The organism is Sphingobacterium paucimobilis HER1398 (assembly GCF_000416985.1).
In the GTDB taxonomy this organism is placed as follows: Bacteria; Bacteroidota; Bacteroidia; order Sphingobacteriales; family Sphingobacteriaceae; genus Sphingobacterium; species Sphingobacterium paucimobilis.
In genome coordinates this window covers 267,456-286,840 of sequence record NZ_ATDL01000014.1, presented here as the reverse complement: position 1 = coordinate 286,840, position 19,385 = coordinate 267,456, and the positions used below count along the sequence as shown (strand labels likewise).

The 19,385-nt window shown below is 39.0% G+C and carries 14 protein-coding genes and 2 tRNA genes; 9 read left to right on the top strand and 7 right to left on the bottom strand.

Annotated features, from left to right (window positions below; translation table 11 throughout):
• Positions 1-61 precede the first annotated feature (61 nt).
• A complete protein-coding gene (locus M472_RS32430) occupies positions 62-1,078 on the top strand; it encodes a hypothetical protein (protein ID WP_021070065.1) in 1,017 nt (338 codons plus the stop codon).
• Positions 1,060-2,349, top strand: coding sequence for a hypothetical protein (locus tag M472_RS32425; RefSeq protein WP_031301610.1), 1,290 nt, complete (start codon positions 1,060-1,062; stop codon positions 2,347-2,349). The genes M472_RS32430 and M472_RS32425 overlap by 19 nt, the downstream gene beginning before the upstream one ends.
• A gap of 7 nt (positions 2,350-2,356) precedes the next feature.
• Here M472_RS32425 and M472_RS32420 read toward each other — a convergent pair whose 3' ends face one another.
• Both M472_RS32420 and M472_RS32415 read right to left on the bottom strand, forming a co-directional pair.
• Positions 2,357-4,291 (bottom strand): LTA synthase family protein, encoded by a 1,935-nt coding sequence (locus tag M472_RS32420; protein ID WP_022829321.1) that lies wholly within the window; start codon positions 4,289-4,291, stop codon positions 2,357-2,359.
• Positions 4,292-4,303: 12 nt separating this feature from the next.
• Complete coding sequence (locus M472_RS32415; protein ID WP_021070062.1) at positions 4,304-6,184, bottom strand: LTA synthase family protein; 1,881 nt, start codon at positions 6,182-6,184, stop codon at positions 4,304-4,306.
• A 171-nt stretch (positions 6,185-6,355) separates the two neighbouring features.
• On the opposite strand from M472_RS32415, the gene M472_RS32410 reads away from it, so the two are divergent.
• From M472_RS32410 to M472_RS32395, 4 genes are all read left to right on the top strand, one after another.
• Positions 6,356-8,974: a valine--tRNA ligase gene (locus tag M472_RS32410; RefSeq protein ID WP_031301609.1), complete on the top strand. Its 2,619-nt coding sequence runs from the start codon at positions 6,356-6,358 to the stop codon at positions 8,972-8,974.
• A 198-nt stretch (positions 8,975-9,172) separates the two neighbouring features.
• Positions 9,173-10,054, top strand: coding sequence for a hypothetical protein (locus tag M472_RS32405; RefSeq protein WP_022829320.1), 882 nt, complete (start codon positions 9,173-9,175; stop codon positions 10,052-10,054).
• A gap of 59 nt (positions 10,055-10,113) precedes the next feature.
• Entirely contained in the window at positions 10,114-10,872 is a 759-nt protein-coding gene (locus M472_RS32400) for an isocitrate lyase/PEP mutase family protein (protein ID WP_021070059.1), read from the top strand.
• Between the two features lie 190 nt (positions 10,873-11,062).
• On the top strand, positions 11,063-13,615 hold the full coding sequence (locus M472_RS32395; protein WP_021070058.1) for a DUF5686 and carboxypeptidase-like regulatory domain-containing protein: 2,553 nt from the start codon (positions 11,063-11,065) through the stop codon (positions 13,613-13,615).
• 36 nt (positions 13,616-13,651) lie between these two features.
• Here M472_RS32395 and M472_RS32390 read toward each other — a convergent pair whose 3' ends face one another.
• From M472_RS32390 to M472_RS32375, 4 genes are all read right to left on the bottom strand, one after another.
• A complete protein-coding gene (locus M472_RS32390) occupies positions 13,652-13,918 on the bottom strand; it encodes a hypothetical protein (RefSeq protein WP_021070057.1) in 267 nt (88 codons plus the stop codon).
• A 123-nt stretch (positions 13,919-14,041) separates the two neighbouring features.
• The gene (locus M472_RS32385; RefSeq protein ID WP_021070056.1) at positions 14,042-14,644 is read right to left on the bottom strand and encodes a LytS family sensor histidine kinase; all 603 of its coding nucleotides are present in this window, start codon (positions 14,642-14,644) and stop codon (positions 14,042-14,044) included.
• Between the two features lie 5 nt (positions 14,645-14,649).
• Positions 14,650-15,246: a DUF502 domain-containing protein gene (locus M472_RS32380; RefSeq protein ID WP_021070055.1), complete on the bottom strand. Its 597-nt coding sequence runs from the start codon at positions 15,244-15,246 to the stop codon at positions 14,650-14,652.
• 2 nt (positions 15,247-15,248) lie between these two features.
• Positions 15,249-17,681 (bottom strand): bifunctional UDP-N-acetylmuramoyl-tripeptide:D-alanyl-D-alanine ligase/alanine racemase, encoded by a 2,433-nt coding sequence (locus M472_RS32375; RefSeq protein WP_021070054.1) that lies wholly within the window; start codon positions 17,679-17,681, stop codon positions 15,249-15,251.
• A 118-nt stretch (positions 17,682-17,799) separates the two neighbouring features.
• On the opposite strand from M472_RS32375, the gene M472_RS32370 reads away from it, so the two are divergent.
• From M472_RS32370 to M472_RS32360, 3 genes are all read left to right on the top strand, one after another.
• Positions 17,800-18,276, top strand: coding sequence for a regulatory protein RecX (locus M472_RS32370; RefSeq protein ID WP_021070053.1), 477 nt, complete (start codon positions 17,800-17,802; stop codon positions 18,274-18,276).
• 69 nt (positions 18,277-18,345) lie between these two features.
• Positions 18,346-18,418 (top strand) — tRNA-Gly (locus tag M472_RS32365).
• Between the two features lie 5 nt (positions 18,419-18,423).
• A tRNA-Leu gene (locus M472_RS32360) sits at positions 18,424-18,508 on the top strand.
• 160 nt (positions 18,509-18,668) lie between these two features.
• Here M472_RS32360 and M472_RS32355 read toward each other — a convergent pair.
• Positions 18,669-19,298, bottom strand: coding sequence for a YceI family protein (locus tag M472_RS32355; RefSeq protein WP_021070052.1), 630 nt, complete (start codon positions 19,296-19,298; stop codon positions 18,669-18,671).
• Between the last annotated feature and the right edge of the window lie 87 nt (positions 19,299-19,385).

Below are 19,385 nucleotides of genomic sequence, written 5' to 3'. Positions count from 1 at the left end.
AGTAGGAAAAGGTCGTTCATCACACGGACGGCCTTTTCTTTTCCGATTAATTAAAGTTTATATGCTACGCCTATTACGTATTACATGCCTTCTCCTATTTTCAATCAACTACCTAAACCTTAACGCACAAGAAATTGGACTTCGAGTAAATTTTTTCGGATATGCAGACAATAGAGAGTATGGCGCGCGTTACACCCAAGATAAAACAATCTTTGGAACCTTAATAGCTCCCCAAATCTATTTTAAGCTCAGTGAAAACCATACCTTATTCGGGGGAGGCTACTACAATCAAGACTTCGGCAGCCATCCGGAAGATAAACGTCAATTCAACCCAATTGCCTATTACAATTACACCTCTACAAACATCAATTTTGCAATAGGATTTATGCCTAGGTACGAGCGACTCAAAGATATTCCCCGAATCGTTCTCGCAGACACCTTTATGTATGACCGCCCCAATCTGGAGGGAATGTATTTTCAATATAAGAAAGGTAACTTTGACCAACGTATTTTCATAGATTGGCTCAGCAAACAAAGTGATAAATACCGAGAACAGTTTGTTGCGGGAATTTCGGGAAAATACCAGACTGGATTATTCTATGTCAGCCATGCGGGGATATTATATCATAATGCGGTGACGAGCAATGAGAACCTAAAAGAACATGTCCAGGATAATGCGGTGATAACTGCAGCTATTGGAATAGATCTCAGCAGGAAAACAATATTCGATTCGTTAAAAATGGATATCGGAGCGGCTGTTGGTTTTGATCGGGTCCGTACGGAATATGATATGCGTATCACAAAGGGTTTTATAGCCTCACAATATATCGGCTACAAAAAAGTTGCCTTAAACAACACGTTATATCTGGGCCAAGCGCAATATCTACCTAATGGAGACCCATTCTACCGCCGAAATAGATACGACCGTTTAGACTTCAGCTGGTCTCCATTTAAAACGCGTGCCATAGAAGCCAAACTCGTCGTCTCCTTCCATTTTTCTTCTGGAAAAGTAGATAACCAACAGGCGTTCGTTTTACGCTACAACTTTGGCCAATCGCTATGGCGCAAACAAAAATAGCAAAGGCTCTCCCTTACGGCATACAATTTGTAAGGAGATTGAAAATTCATACTTTTATGTACCGCAGAATATACCAAACACTAGTAGTCCTTTTTGTACTTCTTCCTCACACCATCTTTGCGCAGCACAAATACTTTGTGTATAAATACAATACACATTTTGGTTTAACCAATGTGGAGGGAACCGAATTAATAGAGGGGAAATTCACTAGCCACAGTGACAAAATAACAGACTATGCACTTTTCACCGCTGAAGATAAAAAACAGGTACTGATTAATTTAGAGACGGGTAAAAAAGACGTATTTGATGAATTCGAAGGAAACAGTATTTTTTTAGACAATCAATATTTTGCAAATGTAGAGAATCAAGGGCAGCATTTTCTATGGAGTCAAAAGTCTGGAGAGAAACTTCCAATGCCTAAAGCATTGCAGAAATTATCTTTTCAAAATGTCTACATGATAAACAAGGATTTTTTATACGCGATAAGCTATGAAATTGTATATCCTCCTATACCAAAAGAGAAGCCTGTTCAAAAGGGAAAAAACACAAATAAACCTCCTACAATTACTCCTCCTAGAAAAATTGAAGCTCCAAAACAGGTTACCTATACTTATATTTTTAAGAATGAGCGTAACATGCCTTTAATTGCAAAAATAGCAGTAGATGATGACAAACTGTTTGGAGGGAAACAACCTACTTCTGTTTTTACTTTTTACAAACTTAAAAAGACTCCAAAATCGGACAAACAAGGAGACGAGATGCAGATGTTTTCAGCTTCTAGAAGCAATTGGAATTCAGCACTAAAACCGTGGCACTTCTACTATGATGCTCCATTTGACGTCGTCTGTATACCAATAGAAGATAGTATTCGGATTCTAGACGGTAATTTTAAGATCTTAAAAACGATCGCTTCCGCCGATAAATATGATCGTGATATTGTCGAGGACTACTTTAAAGCTCAATATCCAAACGATGAGGTCGAGTTGGGCTATGCTGATTTTTCAGCTCCAATAAGCATGGGTGGGTCAGCGAAAAAGCCTTTTTGGCAGATATCCAATACGGAAAGCCTTTTTGAAGTCAGCTATCTACAAGAAGACGTATATATTCCCTATCTACAGCTTCAAGCTGCAGAAGCTAGGATAGGTTACGATAATGGCCTATATCTAAAAGATAAAGATAACAATGAGTTGATGATCCAGTTGAGCAAAAAGCGAGATCAGTTGCCCGTACCATTAAAGTATAAAAAACAATTCAGCATTCAAGAGTTATAAGCAGTCGCTATTCAGCGACTAGCTTATTGTGTATCATTCCATAATTATACTGTTGCATAAATGCATGAAGTTTTTGGGTTAAGCTATCTCTGACACTTTGCTTGCTCTCGAGAAGATTTTCTTGGAGCATCTTATCTTTTCTTAAATTATAAAGGGAAGTAGGCTTATTGTCATTATAGGTCATAAAATAATCACCATTAAAAAAATTAAAGGTGTCCCCTATCGTATTAACAACGAAGTTATCGCTATTCTTGTCAAAAGCATCAAATCCAAATGCAAAATAGGGTTTGGGATACTTTAGATAATTCAATACGGTAGGCATAATATCCATCTGCTGTACTAATTTATCAGAAACTCCCTTTAAATTCCCTCCAGGATAATAAAATATAATTGGAATGGCGAAAGTATTGGGCAAAGTTTGGTATTCAGGCAAGTGGCTTAGGCTAGTATGATCTGCACAGAGAACAAATAAGGTATTGTTGTACCAATCGCTCTTGGAAGCTTTATTAAAAAACTGTCTTAAAGCATTATCGGTATAACCGATAGGTTCTTGTAGTGGTACCGGGCCTTTGGGAAAAACATCTTTATAATGCTCGGGAACCTTAAATGGGTGGTGTGATGAAAGCGAGAAAAAACTAGCAAAAAAGGGTTGAGCTAAATCATCCATCTTACTTGCCATAAATTGCATAAAAGGCTCATCCCATATCCCCCATATACCATCAAAATCAGCGTCGTTGTTATACTCATTCTTTCCAAAGTAATGCTTGATACCTGCTAACTGTGTATAGGCGGAGAACCCCATACTTCCATTCGGCGCACCGTGAAAAAAAGCAGTTTCATAACCTTCATCTCCTAATAGTTTTGCTATACTGGTCGTTCTATTACCTGAATATATAGAAAGAACAAAAGGCTCGCCAACTGAAGGTACTCCTGTGATGACAGAAGGTAACGCATCAATCGACTTTCTACCGTTAGCATACGAACGGTTGAATGTAAAAGACTCCTCTATCAGAGAATCCAAGAATGGTGTATAGCCCTTATAACTCCCGCCATCTATGTGTTTATTCAAAGCGCCAATATGCTCTTTTCCAAAGCTCTCTAAAATCAGAAAGACCACATTCAGCTTTTGAAATGACGAAGAATCTTTGGACTGATGTACAACAGGATAAATCTCGTTAACTTCTTGTGGAGAAAAATAATTTTTCTCCTGCAGTTGGATTGCTTTTAGAGTTTTTAGAATACTAAATGGCGTATTCAGCACGATGCTCATTTCTTCAGGGTTCTTCACATAGTCTCCAGCATTACTTAAAGTAATAGGTCTAGTACTATGTGCCCAGCCGCCACGTACTCCTCCAACAAACAAAAATATCACTAAAAAGAAAGATAGCACCTGAATGAGGTAGAAAGTCCATCCCATCTTAACTGGACGAAGGAGTTTTACTCGATCATAACACCAGGCCAAAAGACAGACTAATACCACAAAAGCAACAACAAGGTACCAATAGCCTAACAGAAAATCTACAGTCAATTTGCCCAGATTCTGCTCGTTGGAAAACTGTCCGAAAACAGTTCCCGTTGTACGTTTCAACGTGAAGGGGTAATAGGCATAATCGATTAAACTTAAAGCAATCCCTATACTATTGGTAATTACGAACACCCACTTACAAACCTTTTGATATATCAAGTTATACTTAAATGGGGCCGGTATTATCTGTAATAAAACAAAAAGAATATTGACGTATAGAATAGCCACTGTATCAAATCTGATTCCCCCCACAAACATGGTCAGCAGGGATTGGGTATCGACATGCAGAAAGAGACTATGGTTAACGCCATAAAACCCAAGCCGTAATAGTGCATAAAATATCAGTAATAGGACAAATGTGATTCCCAAAAACAACAATGAATTCCAATAACCGCTCAAATTCCACCTACTCCTCATAAGAAAACAAAATTAATATGCTAAAAACTCACTATAAACACCTTGATAATATCCCTTTGCTATATTCAACAAGCTATCAGTTCTCTCCTTAGAATAAGAAGGATTGCCGATGTAGTTGACGGACTTGCCGACGTTGTCAAAAGATATGACCTGCTCCGGTGTAATGATTCCAAAAGCATCCTTTGAATTATAAAATGCGACCTGTGGCGTCGTTGGATTAAAAAGATCCCGACTCCAAGGGTATCGTTCTGTCCCTGTTCTCAATTGCCTCAGTAACGTGGCTACCAAGTCAGTTTGATTTCCAATTCGAGAGAACACCTTTCCCCTATATTCTTTCTTTATAACATCGCCAAAAAATATCAACGGGATGTGAAACCTATTGGGATGAGACAGATCCCATTGTTCTGTAGGGAACCGGTGTCCATGATCTGCAATTAGTACAAAAAGCGTATTTTCATACCAAGACTCCTTTTTGGCCTGTTCGATAAAATCGAAGATAACGGAATCGGTGTAATAGGCTGTGCTTCTAAATTTGTTGGGATTACTATCCTTACCAAACTTATATGTTCCTTTCAATTCAAAAGGTTCGTGATTAATCAGCGTAAACATCGTAGAGAAAAAAGGCTCAGGCTCCTTTTTAAAATCTTTAATCATTTGATTAAAAACAACATGATCATATACGCCCCAAGATGCTCGCTCTTCGTGCAGTCCAAAGTTGGCTTGATCGACTACCCGATCTATACCATGTGTGAGCATATAGGACTTGAAGTTATAGAATTCACTCTGTCCACCGTGATAAAAGGAATTACTATATCCCAACTTATCAAGATCTTGCCCAATCGCGGGTATGTTTTCATGCTTTGGTATGTATTTGATGATACTTTCGGGTCCTTGTGCTGGAAAACCACTCAATATACCTATCATGCCTTTGTCCGATCGATCTGACGCCGCGTAGATATGATCAAAAAGAACCCCGTGTTGAATCAGTTTTTCAAGATTAGGGGTCACGCCCTGCTCTCCCCCCAAAGAAGCAACTAAATCACCGACAAAACTCTCCATCATAATCAATACAATATTAGGACGGGTCGTTGTTAATACCTGCATAGCCGAGTCTGGATTATGAACAAATACAGGCTCAATCGATTTCTTAATAGCTCCCTCATCAGCATAAAAAGGATAAGGGTTAAGTAACAAGGTACTTCTCGTGAAATAATCCCGCAATAAAGACCATTGTGTGTTTACAGCAGCATGATTATAAAATGTGTTTTCTGAAAAATAGGCTTTACTTGGATTCAATGGTGCTCTTCCGTATCCACCACGAATAAAGGTAAATAAAACAAAAACACCTACTAAAAGCTTTACAACATTAGGTAACACTCGCTTGATATTAAAAAAACAAACAGGTTTGAATAGATATCTATAGAGATAATACCCCAGAACGACACCTAATATAATACCTACAATGGGGACGAAAGTTGGGGTAGACTCTGCTGAGGCTATGGCACCAGATGGAGAGGCCCAAAAGGCATCTATAGCCCGCTTAGAAATCTTATCGCCCCATTCCCTGTAAATATTGATATTGATAAAGGACACGCCGAAATAAACCAAGAGGGCCACCAATGTATAGACATCGAGAACCTTACGCTTTAACTTGACTTGCGGAAAAAAGCTAAGAATGCAATACAATAAAAAGGGAATGACGCAGATATAGCCTACTGCGGAAAAATCCAAAAATAATCCGTGATAAAACACCTTTAATATATCGGTAAAAGGCTTCCCCTTTAACTTTTCAAAAAAAGAAATAATAAAAATAAAACGATCAATCATACATATGATCAACCAAAATAAAAAATAACGAGTTAAGGCCTTTAACTCATTAACCAAGTTCTGCATCTGATTTTATTCTAAAACGAGCAAATTTACGCTTAATTATCAATCTCTTAATTACATATTAACATATTTTTAACAGTTTAAATGGTTACTGCTCTTTATTTAACCAAAGAAAGTGGGATTTCACAGCTTAAATCCTTATTTTTGTACACTTTTTACGCCATATTTATAGCAATGAGCATAGCAAAAACTTATAATCCAAAAGAAGCAGAAGACAAATGGTATTCCTATTGGATGGAGAATGGTTTTTTCCGTTCTACCCCTGATGAGCGCGAACCTTATACCATAGTGATGCCTCCACCTAACGTAACTGGAGTACTACATATGGGACATATGTTGAACAATACTATTCAGGATGTATTGATTCGCCGTGCCCGGATGCAAGGGAAGAATGCATGCTGGGTGCCGGGAACCGACCATGCATCGATTGCTACAGAGGCTAAAGTGGTGGCCATGCTGAAAGAGAAAGGTATCGATAAGAAATCTTTAAATAGAGAAGATTTCTTTGCACATGCCTGGGAATGGAAAGAAAAATACGGAGGTATTATCCTCAAACAACTGGAAAAACTAGGCGCTTCTTGTGATTGGGAACGCACCAAATTCACGATGGATCCGGAGTTGTCGGAATCGGTAATTGATACGTTCATTAAATTTTACAAAGAAGGCTATATCTACCGTGGTGTACGTATGGTCAACTGGGATCCACAAGGAAAAACGGCTCTCTCTGACGAAGAGGTAATACGTAAAGAGGTCAACCAGAAACTTTATTATATCCGCTATCAGATCAAGGATAGTAATGAGTATATTATCATAGCTACCACTCGTCCAGAGACTATTATGGCAGACACGGCGGTGTGTATCAACCCGAATGACGAACGTTATACGCACCTAAAAGGCAAGACTGTATTGATACCGTTGGTCAATCGTGAAATCCCTATTATTCAAGATGAATATGTAGAAATGGAATTTGGTACAGGCTGTCTTAAAGTAACACCTGCACACGATCTTAATGACTATGAGCTTGGTCAAAAACATAATCTTCCGGTCATCGATATCCTGAATGATGATGGTACGCTCAACGAGAAAGCAGAAATACTCGTGGGTGAAGATCGCTTTATTGCCCGCAAAAAGATAGCGAAGCAATTGGAGGAAGCCGGACAAATCGAAAAAATCGAAGATTATAAATCTCAGGTTGGTTTTTCGGAGCGGACTGACGCCGCCATCGAGCCCAAGCTGTCAATGCAGTGGTGGTGTAAAATGGAAGAGCTCTCGAAACCCGCTCTGGAGTATGTCGAAAATGGTACGATAAAACTAATTCCTGAAAAGTTCTTTGCTTCCTATAAGCACTGGATGGAGAATGTAAAAGATTGGTGTATTTCTCGTCAATTGTGGTGGGGACAGCGTATTCCGGCATGGTATAATGATAAAAATGAATGGGTAGTTGCAAAAACGGAAGCAGATGCTATTCAAGAATTCGAAAAGACAGGTAAATCTTCTACAGGCATTCATCAGGAAGAAGATGTCTTGGATACCTGGTTCTCATCGGCACTGTGGCCAATGTCTGTCTTTGATGGTGTACGCAATCCGGACAACGAGGAATTCAACTACTACTATCCAACCAATGATTTGGTAACCGCACCGGAGATACTCTTCTTCTGGGTAGCACGTATGATTATCATGGGCCATGACTATACGCAGAAGCCGCCCTTCCGTAATGTATATCTCACCGGTATCGTTAGGGACAAACTAGGTCGCAAGATGTCCAAATCCCTGGGTAACTCTCCGGACCCTATTGAGCTCATGGCACAATATGGAACGGATGGTGTGCGTGTCGGTATGTTATTATCTTCTCCAGCAGGAAATGACCTTATGTTTGATGTTTCTTACTGCGAACAAGGTCGTAACTTTGCCAACAAGATATGGAATGCTTTCCGCTTGGTCAAAGGTTGGGAAAGTGTAGATGCTCCGGCAACCGCTGCTCAACAAAATGCTGCAAATTGGTTTGAGAACCGTTTCCATCAAGCTGTTGCTGAAATTGAAGAACATTTCAATAATTACCGCCTATCAGACGCCTTAATGGCAACTTATAAGTTGATATGGGACGATTTCTGCGCGTGGTACCTGGAATTGGTCAAACCTGCCTACCAAACACCGATCGAATCAGAAACATTAGAAACAGTCAAAGCCTTATTTCAAAAAGTCCTGACACTGGCTCATCCGTTTATGCCATTCTTGACCGAAGAATTATGGCATGATGAGTTATTTGGAGCCCGTGGTGTAAAAGACTGTGTGATTGTTGCTGAGTTTCCTAAGGTGACGACTTTTAACGAACAGCTCATTAAAGAGTTTGCATCGGTTCAACAGGTTATTTCTGAAGTACGCAGCATACGTAATGCTAAAGGAATGTCTCCAAAAACAGCACTTCCATTGGCCATAAATGCTACTGACATGGATTTTTCTAAATATCAGGAGAGTATTATCAAACTCGCAAATATTTCTGAATTGAGTTTTGTACAGGAAAAGGTGACAGGTGCATTAAGCTTTTTGGCTGGAAAAAGTGAGTGTTATGTCAAACTGGCCACGGATAATATGGACATGGATGCTGAAAAAGAGCGTATCCGTAAGGAAATCGACTATCTGAAAGGTTTCTTGGTGTCAGTAGACAAGAAATTATCTAACGAACGTTTTGTACAGAATGCAAAACCTGAAGTAATTCAGAACGAACGGAATAAAAAAACAGATGCCTTAGCGAAAATCGAAATATTAGAAGAAAGCTTAGTATCACTAGGATAAAAAAACATCGTATAGATAGAAAGCCTCACCTCTGTGAGGCTTTTTTTAATCCCTATTTTCAGGTATTGTGAGCCTTCTTTTTTTTTCAGTAATTCGCATAAAATATGTTATAACAACACATGAAATACTCTTGTCTAGCGAAGCCCCCCATGAGTCGGTCAACTGGTAGATGATCATTAAAGAAAAAATAATACACATATGAAAAAGTTATTTTTTGGTTTATGCCTGCTGATGTATACGAATATCGTATTCGCACAAGAGCAGCCAGCGGCTTATGTTCTGGAAGATGGATATGACTTCTGGATGAAAGAAAAGGGGGATACAGCGTATGTCTTTGCTGATATGGCCTATATAAGAGATTATCCCAGCACGAAAGGCAAACTCCTTGACTCTATTCCACAGGAAACAAGGGTTATTATTAAATCAGATAGTTATAACAACTCTATAGCCAGGGGATTTGAGGCACCTTGGCGCAAGATTTCTTATGTTAAAGATGGTAAAGAAAAAGAAGGATTTATCTGGTCAGGCCTTTTGTCCATAGGACGCATTCAGCAAAAAGACGGTACAATTTTCAATATAGGCTTTTTACGTTATGAAAAAGAAACATCATACAGCGCTGCAACGTATCTGCTGGAAGTAAAATGCTTTGATAGCAATGGTCATCTAAAAGCAAAGGATTATTATCCTGCCGAATTGTCTGAACAACGTTACTCCGAACATAAACTACTACCCCACATGGGGCTAGAAGGGTTAGAAAATATTGTCCGGATTGGATTTTTGGGTGAAGCATGTGGTATACCAAGTTTTTACTACTACTTCAGCTGGGATGGCAAGGAGGTCATACCTATGTTTAGCCGATATACCGTATCAGATGCCGGAATCTATTATCATGAAGAAAAAATTCTCTTTCCGTCTGAACATAACCTAGATCCCAATCTGATCATTAAGGATATAGAAGAGGGGGAAGTCATTGATGAAGATGCGCAAGAATACCATTACAAAAAGACACGGAAGCGGATTAAATATATCTGGGATGGTAAGATTGCTGCGGAACTTATAGAAATGAAGGCTGTTAATTGATAGCCCATAAAACAAAAACCTGCTATCTATGTTCTATTACTGAAACAAGAAATAGGAACATGTCATATACAAACTTCAAAAAGCTACATCAACAAGAGGAACTACTGGTCTTAGGAAATGTTTGGGATGCACAATCGGCATCACTCGCCGAAGAGAGCGGTTTTCAAGCATTAGGCACATCAAGTCACGCCATCGCCAATCTACTGGGCTATCCGGATGGCGAAAAGATATCGCTAGACGAAATGCTATTCATGATCGAGCGCATTGTGAAAGCTGTGAATATACCGGTATCTGTGGATTTTGAAGCAGGATATGCCGATGATCCGGAGCAGGTAGCAACCAATGTGGGCCATCTTGTAGACCTTGGTGTCGTGGGAATCAATATTGAAGACGGGAAAGTCATAAAAGAGGGACGGCAACTACAATCTGTGGATCTGCTACAGCAAAAGATACAGGCAATAAAGGCACATCACCGCAACATTTTTATCAATGCACGAATGGACACCTATACCACAAAACATGCGAATGCTTTAGAGGAATCTATCAAACGAGCAAGTATTTACCAAGACGCCGGTGCCGACGGTCTATTTATCCCTTTGGCGGAAACCGAGTCAGATATCCGATCTTTGGTAAAAGCGTGTTCTCTACCTATTAATTTGTTTCTGACCCCCAAATTACCTGACGTGGACAAACTGTCGAAATTGGGCATAAAACGCTTGAGCCACGGCGCTCAACTCTACGAGTGGCTGTCCGAACAGAACCAAAGTATATTTAAAAAATTTGTAAAAAAACCCATGGTTCCTAAAGCAAATGCGTAATATATTATCACGTCTCTCGTCATGAAGAAGTATTCTTATCAGTCCAAAAGCTAGTCAATTAGACTTTTATCATAAAAAGGTCAAACTCATTTTAGGCTCTTTTATATTTGAAAAATATGCGCGTAATTTGCATTACAACTTTTGAATAAATTTGTTTTAAAGTCAAAAGTAAAAACAAGGTTATTTAAACATGAGAGAGCTAATTAACAACGCTATATTTCTTCTTATTGGTGTACTTTTCTTCAGCTTCGCTAATGCACAGGAAGTTCAAATCCGTGGTCGCATTCTGGACAAACAGAATAATGAACCTATTTCTTTTGCTACTGTAGCTGTAGTAGGTGGACACCAGAAGACATACTCTGATGATAATGGAAATTTTAACATCACACTACCGAACAGACAAGTAAAAGTCCGTGTATCTTATGTAGGTTATCATGAGCAGATGTTGGATCTAAGTGGGAATAAGACAAATTTTGACTTATTATTAGATCCTGAAAACATGATTGACGAAGTCGTTGTTAAAAGGCCTAAACTTAAGTATTCGAATAAGAACAACCCTGCAGTGGAGCTTATTCGCCAGGTAATCGCTCACCGGGACCAAAATCGAATGACCGGTCAAGATTTTGTAGAGTACGAGCAATACGAGAAAATTTCTTTAGGACTGAGCAATCTTTCACCAAAATTTGTCAACAAAAAGGTCTTTAAAAACTACCAGTTTCTGTTTCAAAAGGACGATTCCACAGCAACAGAGAGCTACGTGTTACCTGCTTTCATAGAAGAGAAAGTATCTAAGATCTACTATAGAAGTGATCCAAAAAAAACGAAGCAATACATTATTGCGGAGCAACGAGCAGAGTTTGACCCTAAATTCGTCGACAATGACGGACTGTCTAGTTACTTTAACAAGCTGTACGAAAAGGTAGATATTTACGACAGTAACATTAGCTTATTGACGAATCAGTTTTTAAGCCCTATCGCCAATAGTGCTCCTACATTTTATCGCTTCTATATTACGGATACCATTAAGACAAATCAGCCTTGGCTAGTTGAATTGAGTTTCTTTCCGCGTAATAAAAGTGACTTCTTATTTCAAGGGAAGCTGTATGTTACATTGGATGGTCAGTATGCTGTGCAAGGAGCAAAGATGAAAGTCAGTGATGATATCAACCTTAACTTTGTTCGGGACTTGAATATCGAACTGGCGTTCGACAAGGATAACCGCAACAGATATTTCTTAAATAAGAGCAGTCTAGGAATTGACTTTGCGCTAACAGATAAGGGAAAAGGAATCCGAGGAAACCGTATTGTATATTATAAAGACTATATCAATGGAAGACAACAGGCGGATAGCATATATGCCGGTGATGAAGTCGTAAAGGTTCCAGCTCCTCCTCAGACCGAAGAAGTACGCGAAAGCTACTGGGCCGGTTTACGTCATGAACCACTAAGTGGTGCGGAAATGAATATCTATCATAATATCGACAGTCTACAGCTGATGTCATCTTTTCGAAGGGTAATGGATATTGGCGCACTGCTTCTTTCGGGATATAAACAAGCGGGGCCGGTGGAAATAGGTCCAGTTAATACGTTTTACAGCTATAACCCTGTCGAAGGGTTACGTCTCCGCATAGGGGGACGAACGACAGAAAGTCTGAGCACACGATTCTATTCCGAGGCTTATGCAGCGTATGGTTTTAATGATAAAAAGTGGAAGTATTTTGTAAGCGGTACTTACTCTTTAAACAATAAGTCGGTGTATAAATTTCCACAACATTATATCCGCGCATCGGTACAGCATGACACCAAAATACCGGGTCAAAATCTTGAATTTATTCAAGAGGATAATATTTTGTTATCATTCAAACGCGGAGAAAATGAAAGTTATCTTTATAATGATATCTATAAACTGGAATATAAAGCTGAATTTCAGAATCATCTTTCGTTGATGGGAGGCCTTAGTAAATGGAAACAACAACCTGCGGGAGTAATTCGCTATGAAATGCGGCCTGAACAGGGAGATCCTTATTTAGTACAAGAGCTCAATACAACGGAGGTATCTGTCGGATTGCGCTGGGCTCCGAAGGAACAGTACTATCAAGGGAAGTTATACCGTACTCCTATTTTCAATCAATACCCGATTTTTACCGTTAATTATACGGCCGGTATTAAAGGATTCATGGAAGGCGAGTACAACTATCATAATTTTACGGCAAGTGCCTTTAAACGATTCTATCTATCGCAATTAGGCCAGGCTGACGTTACTCTAGATGGAGGTTATACATTGGGTAATGATATTCCTTATCCTCTACTGACGATACACCGGGCCAATCAGACCTATGCTTATCAATTGCAATCTTACAACCTTATGAATTTTATGGAATTCATATCAGATCACCACGTAGGTCTAAACGTACAGTACTATATGAATGGATTTATATTGAATAAAATTCCTCTGATAAAACGCTTGCAGCTTCGAGAAGTATTCAGTTTCAAAGGGCTCTATGGAGGTCTTAGAAATGAAAATAACCCGACACTGAATAATCAAGTCTACTCTTGGCAGACGAATTCGGATGGTGCAGTATCTTCATTCACCTTTGGTTCGGATCCTTATATGGAAGCCAGTGTGGGGCTCGCCAATATCTTTAAGGTTTTACGCGTGGATTACGTAAAACGATTGAATTATTTGGATCATCCCAATGTATCCAAATGGGGTATACGTGCACGAATTAAGTTTGATTTTTAAGGCATTAAAAAAGGTCCAAAATATTGGACCTTTTTTTTAATACTCGACAGATATAATGGAAGATAATGGGATTAGTACACCACTTTTTATTTGTATGTATTTATCCGTTAGAGACCATACTGTCGTCTCTATCCGCATAGGGCCATCTTCTGTATTGAACACAATGGTCACTTTCGATTTAAACTCATTTCCCAAACGTTGTGCATCTTTCAATTTACCGCATAACTCCTCCACTCTGTTGTCCTCTGCGGCGATAATTTTGTAATTATTGATGCTTTCCTTTTCTATTAATGTTCCGATCATTTTAAACGTATTTAAATCCGACAATTAGTTATTTAATAACTCCTATATAAATATAACTAAATGTGTTTTTAAAAATCAATTGTTATAAAATAATTACATTAATATTAACATAATTTTAAGGTTTCAATCCAATAACTGCAAGCGTAATGAAGAACGGAAGATATTACTGTTACTATTCAAAATTAACTCGTATCGCTCAGGGTATTCTTGTTCTAATCGAGACTTGAAAAGTCGAATCAACTCCATCTTACTCTGATCTTGAACGTGGTGATTGACTCTGTTACTCACTTCCAGTATTAAATAATTTCCCCTAACTCGTCCTTTTATTCGCAGGGGAAACTTTGCTCCGACATGATATCCATAATGGAGGGCATTTTGAATTAATGGAAATAATATAAAAGGGAAAATACTAAACTGTTGCGCTTCTAAGGGGAAATCATATTGAACGAGAATTTCATCTCCCTTATAATACCTATAAAATGCAATATAGCGTTCCAGATTATGCTGTTCTTCCATCAATGGGATCTTATCGCCTGCCTGAGCATTAATCGCAGCCTGCATATAGTTATTGAAACCAGGAGGAATCGGTTTTTCATCTTCAAAATGCGCCGACAACAGCTGCACATCCAATTTGCTACGCTCCAAAGACAGCTTGGACTCCAACTGTAAAAGCTCGTCCTCTCTGGGCACTTCTTTATTAAATATACGCCTTAGAAATGTCGACATGGTACTTACTCAATTCCTGACACACCACCAGAGACGACTAATTTCATAGCATCAGTAGCAGTCATATTCAATTTGGTAACACGTGAAGAATGGACGATCACAACCTGACCGGCAAACGAATAGGAATATGGAAAATATACAATTACTTCGTTAGGCAACCCCAACTTCCCCAACTCTTTTTGGGTGAGGAAACCTATTTTTTTCAATCCGGTTTCATTCACTTCTACTAATACAGGCTCGTTGAATTTCTTCGCATCTCCTACAAAAGCTTCGGTGAAATCCTTAATCGAAGAGTATAAGGTATTGAACAACGGAATTCTATTCACCGTTCTGTTCAACCAGCTTTTAATAGGTGCTGTCACTAACGTCGTAAATACTATCCCTACGATAATCAATAGTACGATGACCGTAAGGATACCGATTCCGGGGATATATAAGGGATGCCCCTGTTCATCCTCTAAAAAATGCTGGGTAATATTCAATGCGTTGTCCAGTGACGCAACGATCCACACAATTAAAAAAACTGCACCTGCTAAAGGAACAACGACCAGCGTGCCCTTAATCAAATAATACAGTAACCGTTGAAAAATCTTCCTTAACATAATTACTCGTAAAAATACACTCTTTTTACACGAGATGAAATACCTGTTAACAATTCATAAGGAATAGTTCCTATATTTTTTGCAGATTGATATATATCAGGAAATACCAATACTTCGTCTCCTTCTCTCGCTACTATATCGGTTACATCTAGCATACACATATCCATACATATATTTCCTACGGTAGGAACAAGACTATTGTTAATAGCCATCTTTCCTACTCCATTGCCCAATCTCCTATCATAGCCGTCTGCATAGCCTATTTTTACGGTGGCTATTCTTGAATGGCGCTGTAACACTCCTTTTCTATCATAGCCTACGGTCTCGCCGGCAGATAGTTCTTTAATCTGTGTGATCGTAGTTTTCAAGCTTCCTACTTCTTGCAACGACAGACTGTTGGGGGCCATATCAAATCCGTATGCCCCGATCCCTAATCGCACCATATCAAAGTGGGCTTCGGGGTGATGAACTATACCTGAAGTGTTACAGATATGTTTTATCACGGTATACCCTAAAGTGGTTTCAACTTGGTTCGACATGCGCTTAAATAGTGCTATCTGCTGTGTCGAAAAATCTTTTAGCTCTTCATTTCCTGCTCCGGCCAAATGGGAAAATACCGTGGCTACACGAAGCTGCGTATGGGCAGCAATGATCGCCAAAGCTTCCTCTATTTCTCCTTCCATAAATCCTAATCTGTGCATTCCTGTATCCAACTTCAAGTGTATAGGATATGCTTCCATTTCCCGTTCTTTTAGAAAAGCTACGAATGCTTTCAGTATCCTTAAGGAGTAGATCTCAGGTTCTAAACGATATAGCAGGATATCGTCAAACGTACTCTTATGCGGACTAAGAACCATAATAGGCAGACTAATACCTCCCCGTCGTAACTCTGCTCCTTCATCGACAAAAGCAACAGTAAGGTAATCAACTTTACTAAACTGCAACATATTCGCAATTTCAAAACTGCCACTACCGTATGAAAAAGCTTTAACCATCGTCATCATACGCACGCCCTTTTTAAGGCACGAACGATACTGTGAAAGATTGTTTTCCAATGCCTTTAAATTGATTTCCAAGACGGTATCATGCGATTTCTCGACCAACAGACGACTAAGCCTTTCTAATTCAAATCTACGTCCTCCTTTCAACAGTAAAACACTATCCTTTAAATCTAATTGTTCTAGAGAATCTATTAGTTTATCTGTCGATTCGAACAATAAAGAGGGGGCAACGAGGTGCTGCTGTAGACTGGTCAATCTATTTCCCACAAGAATTACCTGACTCAAGGATTGTACATTAAGCAGTTGGGCCAATCTTATGATAGAAGAGGGAGTCCATTCTTCTCCCTCAAAGTCACTTAAAACCAGCTTTTTTACGGGACTTTGGTTCTGTTGTTCCAAAAAATCCAAAGCTATCTGTAAAGAGGCTAGATCATTGGAGTATGTATCATCTATGATGTTACTATTGTGTTTGCCTTTTTTCAGCTGTAACCTCATCTCCAAGGGGCGTAGCCAGGCTATACGCTTTCTAATGACCTCCATTTCATATCCCAGAGTCAACATGACCAACGTACAAGTCAATACGTTATCAATGGAAGCCTTGTCAATAAATGGAACAGTCATAGCATATTCTAAAGCTCCATAACGTAACATTAGTATGGTTGTCTCTTTATCCTTCTGTACTTTTAAAAGTCTTAAGTTATCAGTCTGTTGATCTCCCCATGTGATATAGTTGGAATCGATGAATGAAGCAGAGGATAATGCTGCGGACGGTACCACAACAGTCTTTACTTCTTTGAATAGTTTCAATTTTTCGCCTATCTTTTGTTTTTCCGAATCAAATCCTTCTTGATGGGCAGGGCCTATTCCTGTCAGTATGCCCAACGTCGGACGTATTATATCCTGCAAAGCGTCCATTTCTCCCACTTTACTAATACCGGCTTCGATAAGGGCCAAGTTATGCTCTTTTGTAAGATTCCATAATGATAACGCGACGCCCAGTTGAGAATTATAGCTTTTGGGACTCTGATAGCAATTGTACTCCGGTGCTAGTAATTGATGAAGCCAAGTCTTAACTATGGTCTTCCCATTGCTTCCTGTTATTCCAATTACTGGAATCGAGAAATGGTTGCGGTGATAGGCAGCTAATTGCTGTAATGCTCGAAGCGCATTTTCTACCCAAACAAAATTTGCGTCTATATATGGGGAGATATCGAAATCATTATCGGATATCACAAAATTCCGAACACCCTTTGCATAGGCTTCCTCTATATAGCGGTGTCCATCTCTTTGTTGAACCAAGGCAAAAAAAAGACTGTCCTTCCCTATTCTAATTTTTCGCGTATCATAAGCTAATGCAGAAAAAGTGGCATGCGGCGAGGTTAAGTGACTCTTACGGCTACCGATATGCGGAAGAATCGTATCTAATGTATACATAGCTAAGAATTAACGAATAGTGAGGAGTTGAAAACAACTTCTGAATAAGCAACAAATTTCATCATTATTTTTAATAAGTAAAAGTGAATTATCCTATGCTTTTACATAAGTTTGTAGAATGGAAGAGCAGCGCCCACATAAAAAAGTATTCACGCCGCATCAAGCAAAATTAAAAGCAGAGGCCTATTGTGCCTATCAGGAAAGATCCCAACAAGAGGTAAGAGACAAGCTCTACGAATGGGGATTACACCTGGAGGATGTGGAACAAATAATCAGCGAATTGATAGCGACCAATTTTCTAAATGAAGAACGCTTCGCTACCGCTTTTGTTCTGGGGAAATTCAGAATCAAGGGCTGGGGAAAAATCAAGATACAACAGCATCTTAAAGCAAAACGGGTATCTCCTCCTTTAATAAAAGCGGCGCTACAACAAATCGATCTCGATGAGTATGAGCAAAAGTTGACAACTATTATCGAAAAGAAAATAAACGGAGATATTCAACAACTTACTATACAGGATAAAGCCAAGCTCATACGCTATCTGCAAAGCAAGGGTTATGAGAATGCTCTTATTTTTGAGAAAATAAGGGTTTAATGTAAGTTTTTATTTTTCACTTTTTTCTTTGCAGAATTGCATTATTACTCTATATTTGCACCACGTCAAGCGAAAGTAGCTCAGTTGGTAGAGCACAACCTTGCCAAGGTTGGGGTCGCGAGTTCGAATCTCGTCTTTCGCTCAGTTGCCTAGGTGGTGGAACTGGTAGACACGCAGGACTTAAAATCCTGTTCCCGTTAAGGGAGTGCGGGTTCGATTCCCGCCCTAGGTACAAAAGGCTAATCAGAAGATTAGCCTTTTTTTTATATCCTTTTACTAAAACCATTTCCTCCTAGCATTCTTGGTATCAATTTATCTGACGAGTTCATTCGTAAAACAAAAAGCGCTCGTAAAATTTACAAGCGCTTTCTGTTTTCTTATTTACGTATTAATTACTTGTTAGCAACGATATTAACACGGAAGTTAATCTCTTTAGAGATTAAATCATCTTTCTTTCCTTCGTAACTTACTCCCCAATCTTCACGTAAGATATTAAAGTCCGCAGAGGTTTTTACTGTAGTATCTGTAATTTCTTCAACTTTCGCATCAAAAGTGATGTTTTTTGGAGTTCCTTTGATCACCAAATTACCTGAAATCACAACATCATTTGCAGTTGCTCCAGCTTTTACTTCAGTAATAGTGAAACTTGCCTCGGGATGGGTAGCTACGCCAAAGAAATCGTCTGCTTTTAAATGCCCGTCTAATTTATCTTTATATTCTCCTTCTAAATCTGTAGCTGAAATTGTACTCATGTCCAATACAAAGTTTCCACCAGTTACTGCGCCATTGTCCACATTCAACTCACCTGATTTCACTTTTACAGTTCCTTCATGGAAACCAGAAACTTTTGTTCCCTTCCACATGATTTGGCTCGCTTCCGTATCCACCACATAGGCAACCCCGGCCACCTTGTCTACAGTAGCTACGGAGTCTTTGGTTTCAGCTTTTTTACCTTCAGGATTTCCAGCACAAGAAGCAAGGACCATTGCTGCTGCAGCTGAGAATAAAACTAATTTTTTCATTTTCTGATAATATATGTTTAAACGTTTATTTTTACAAAAATAGAATTGCTTTTTAAAAAACAAAGTCTATTTCAATTAATTAACATT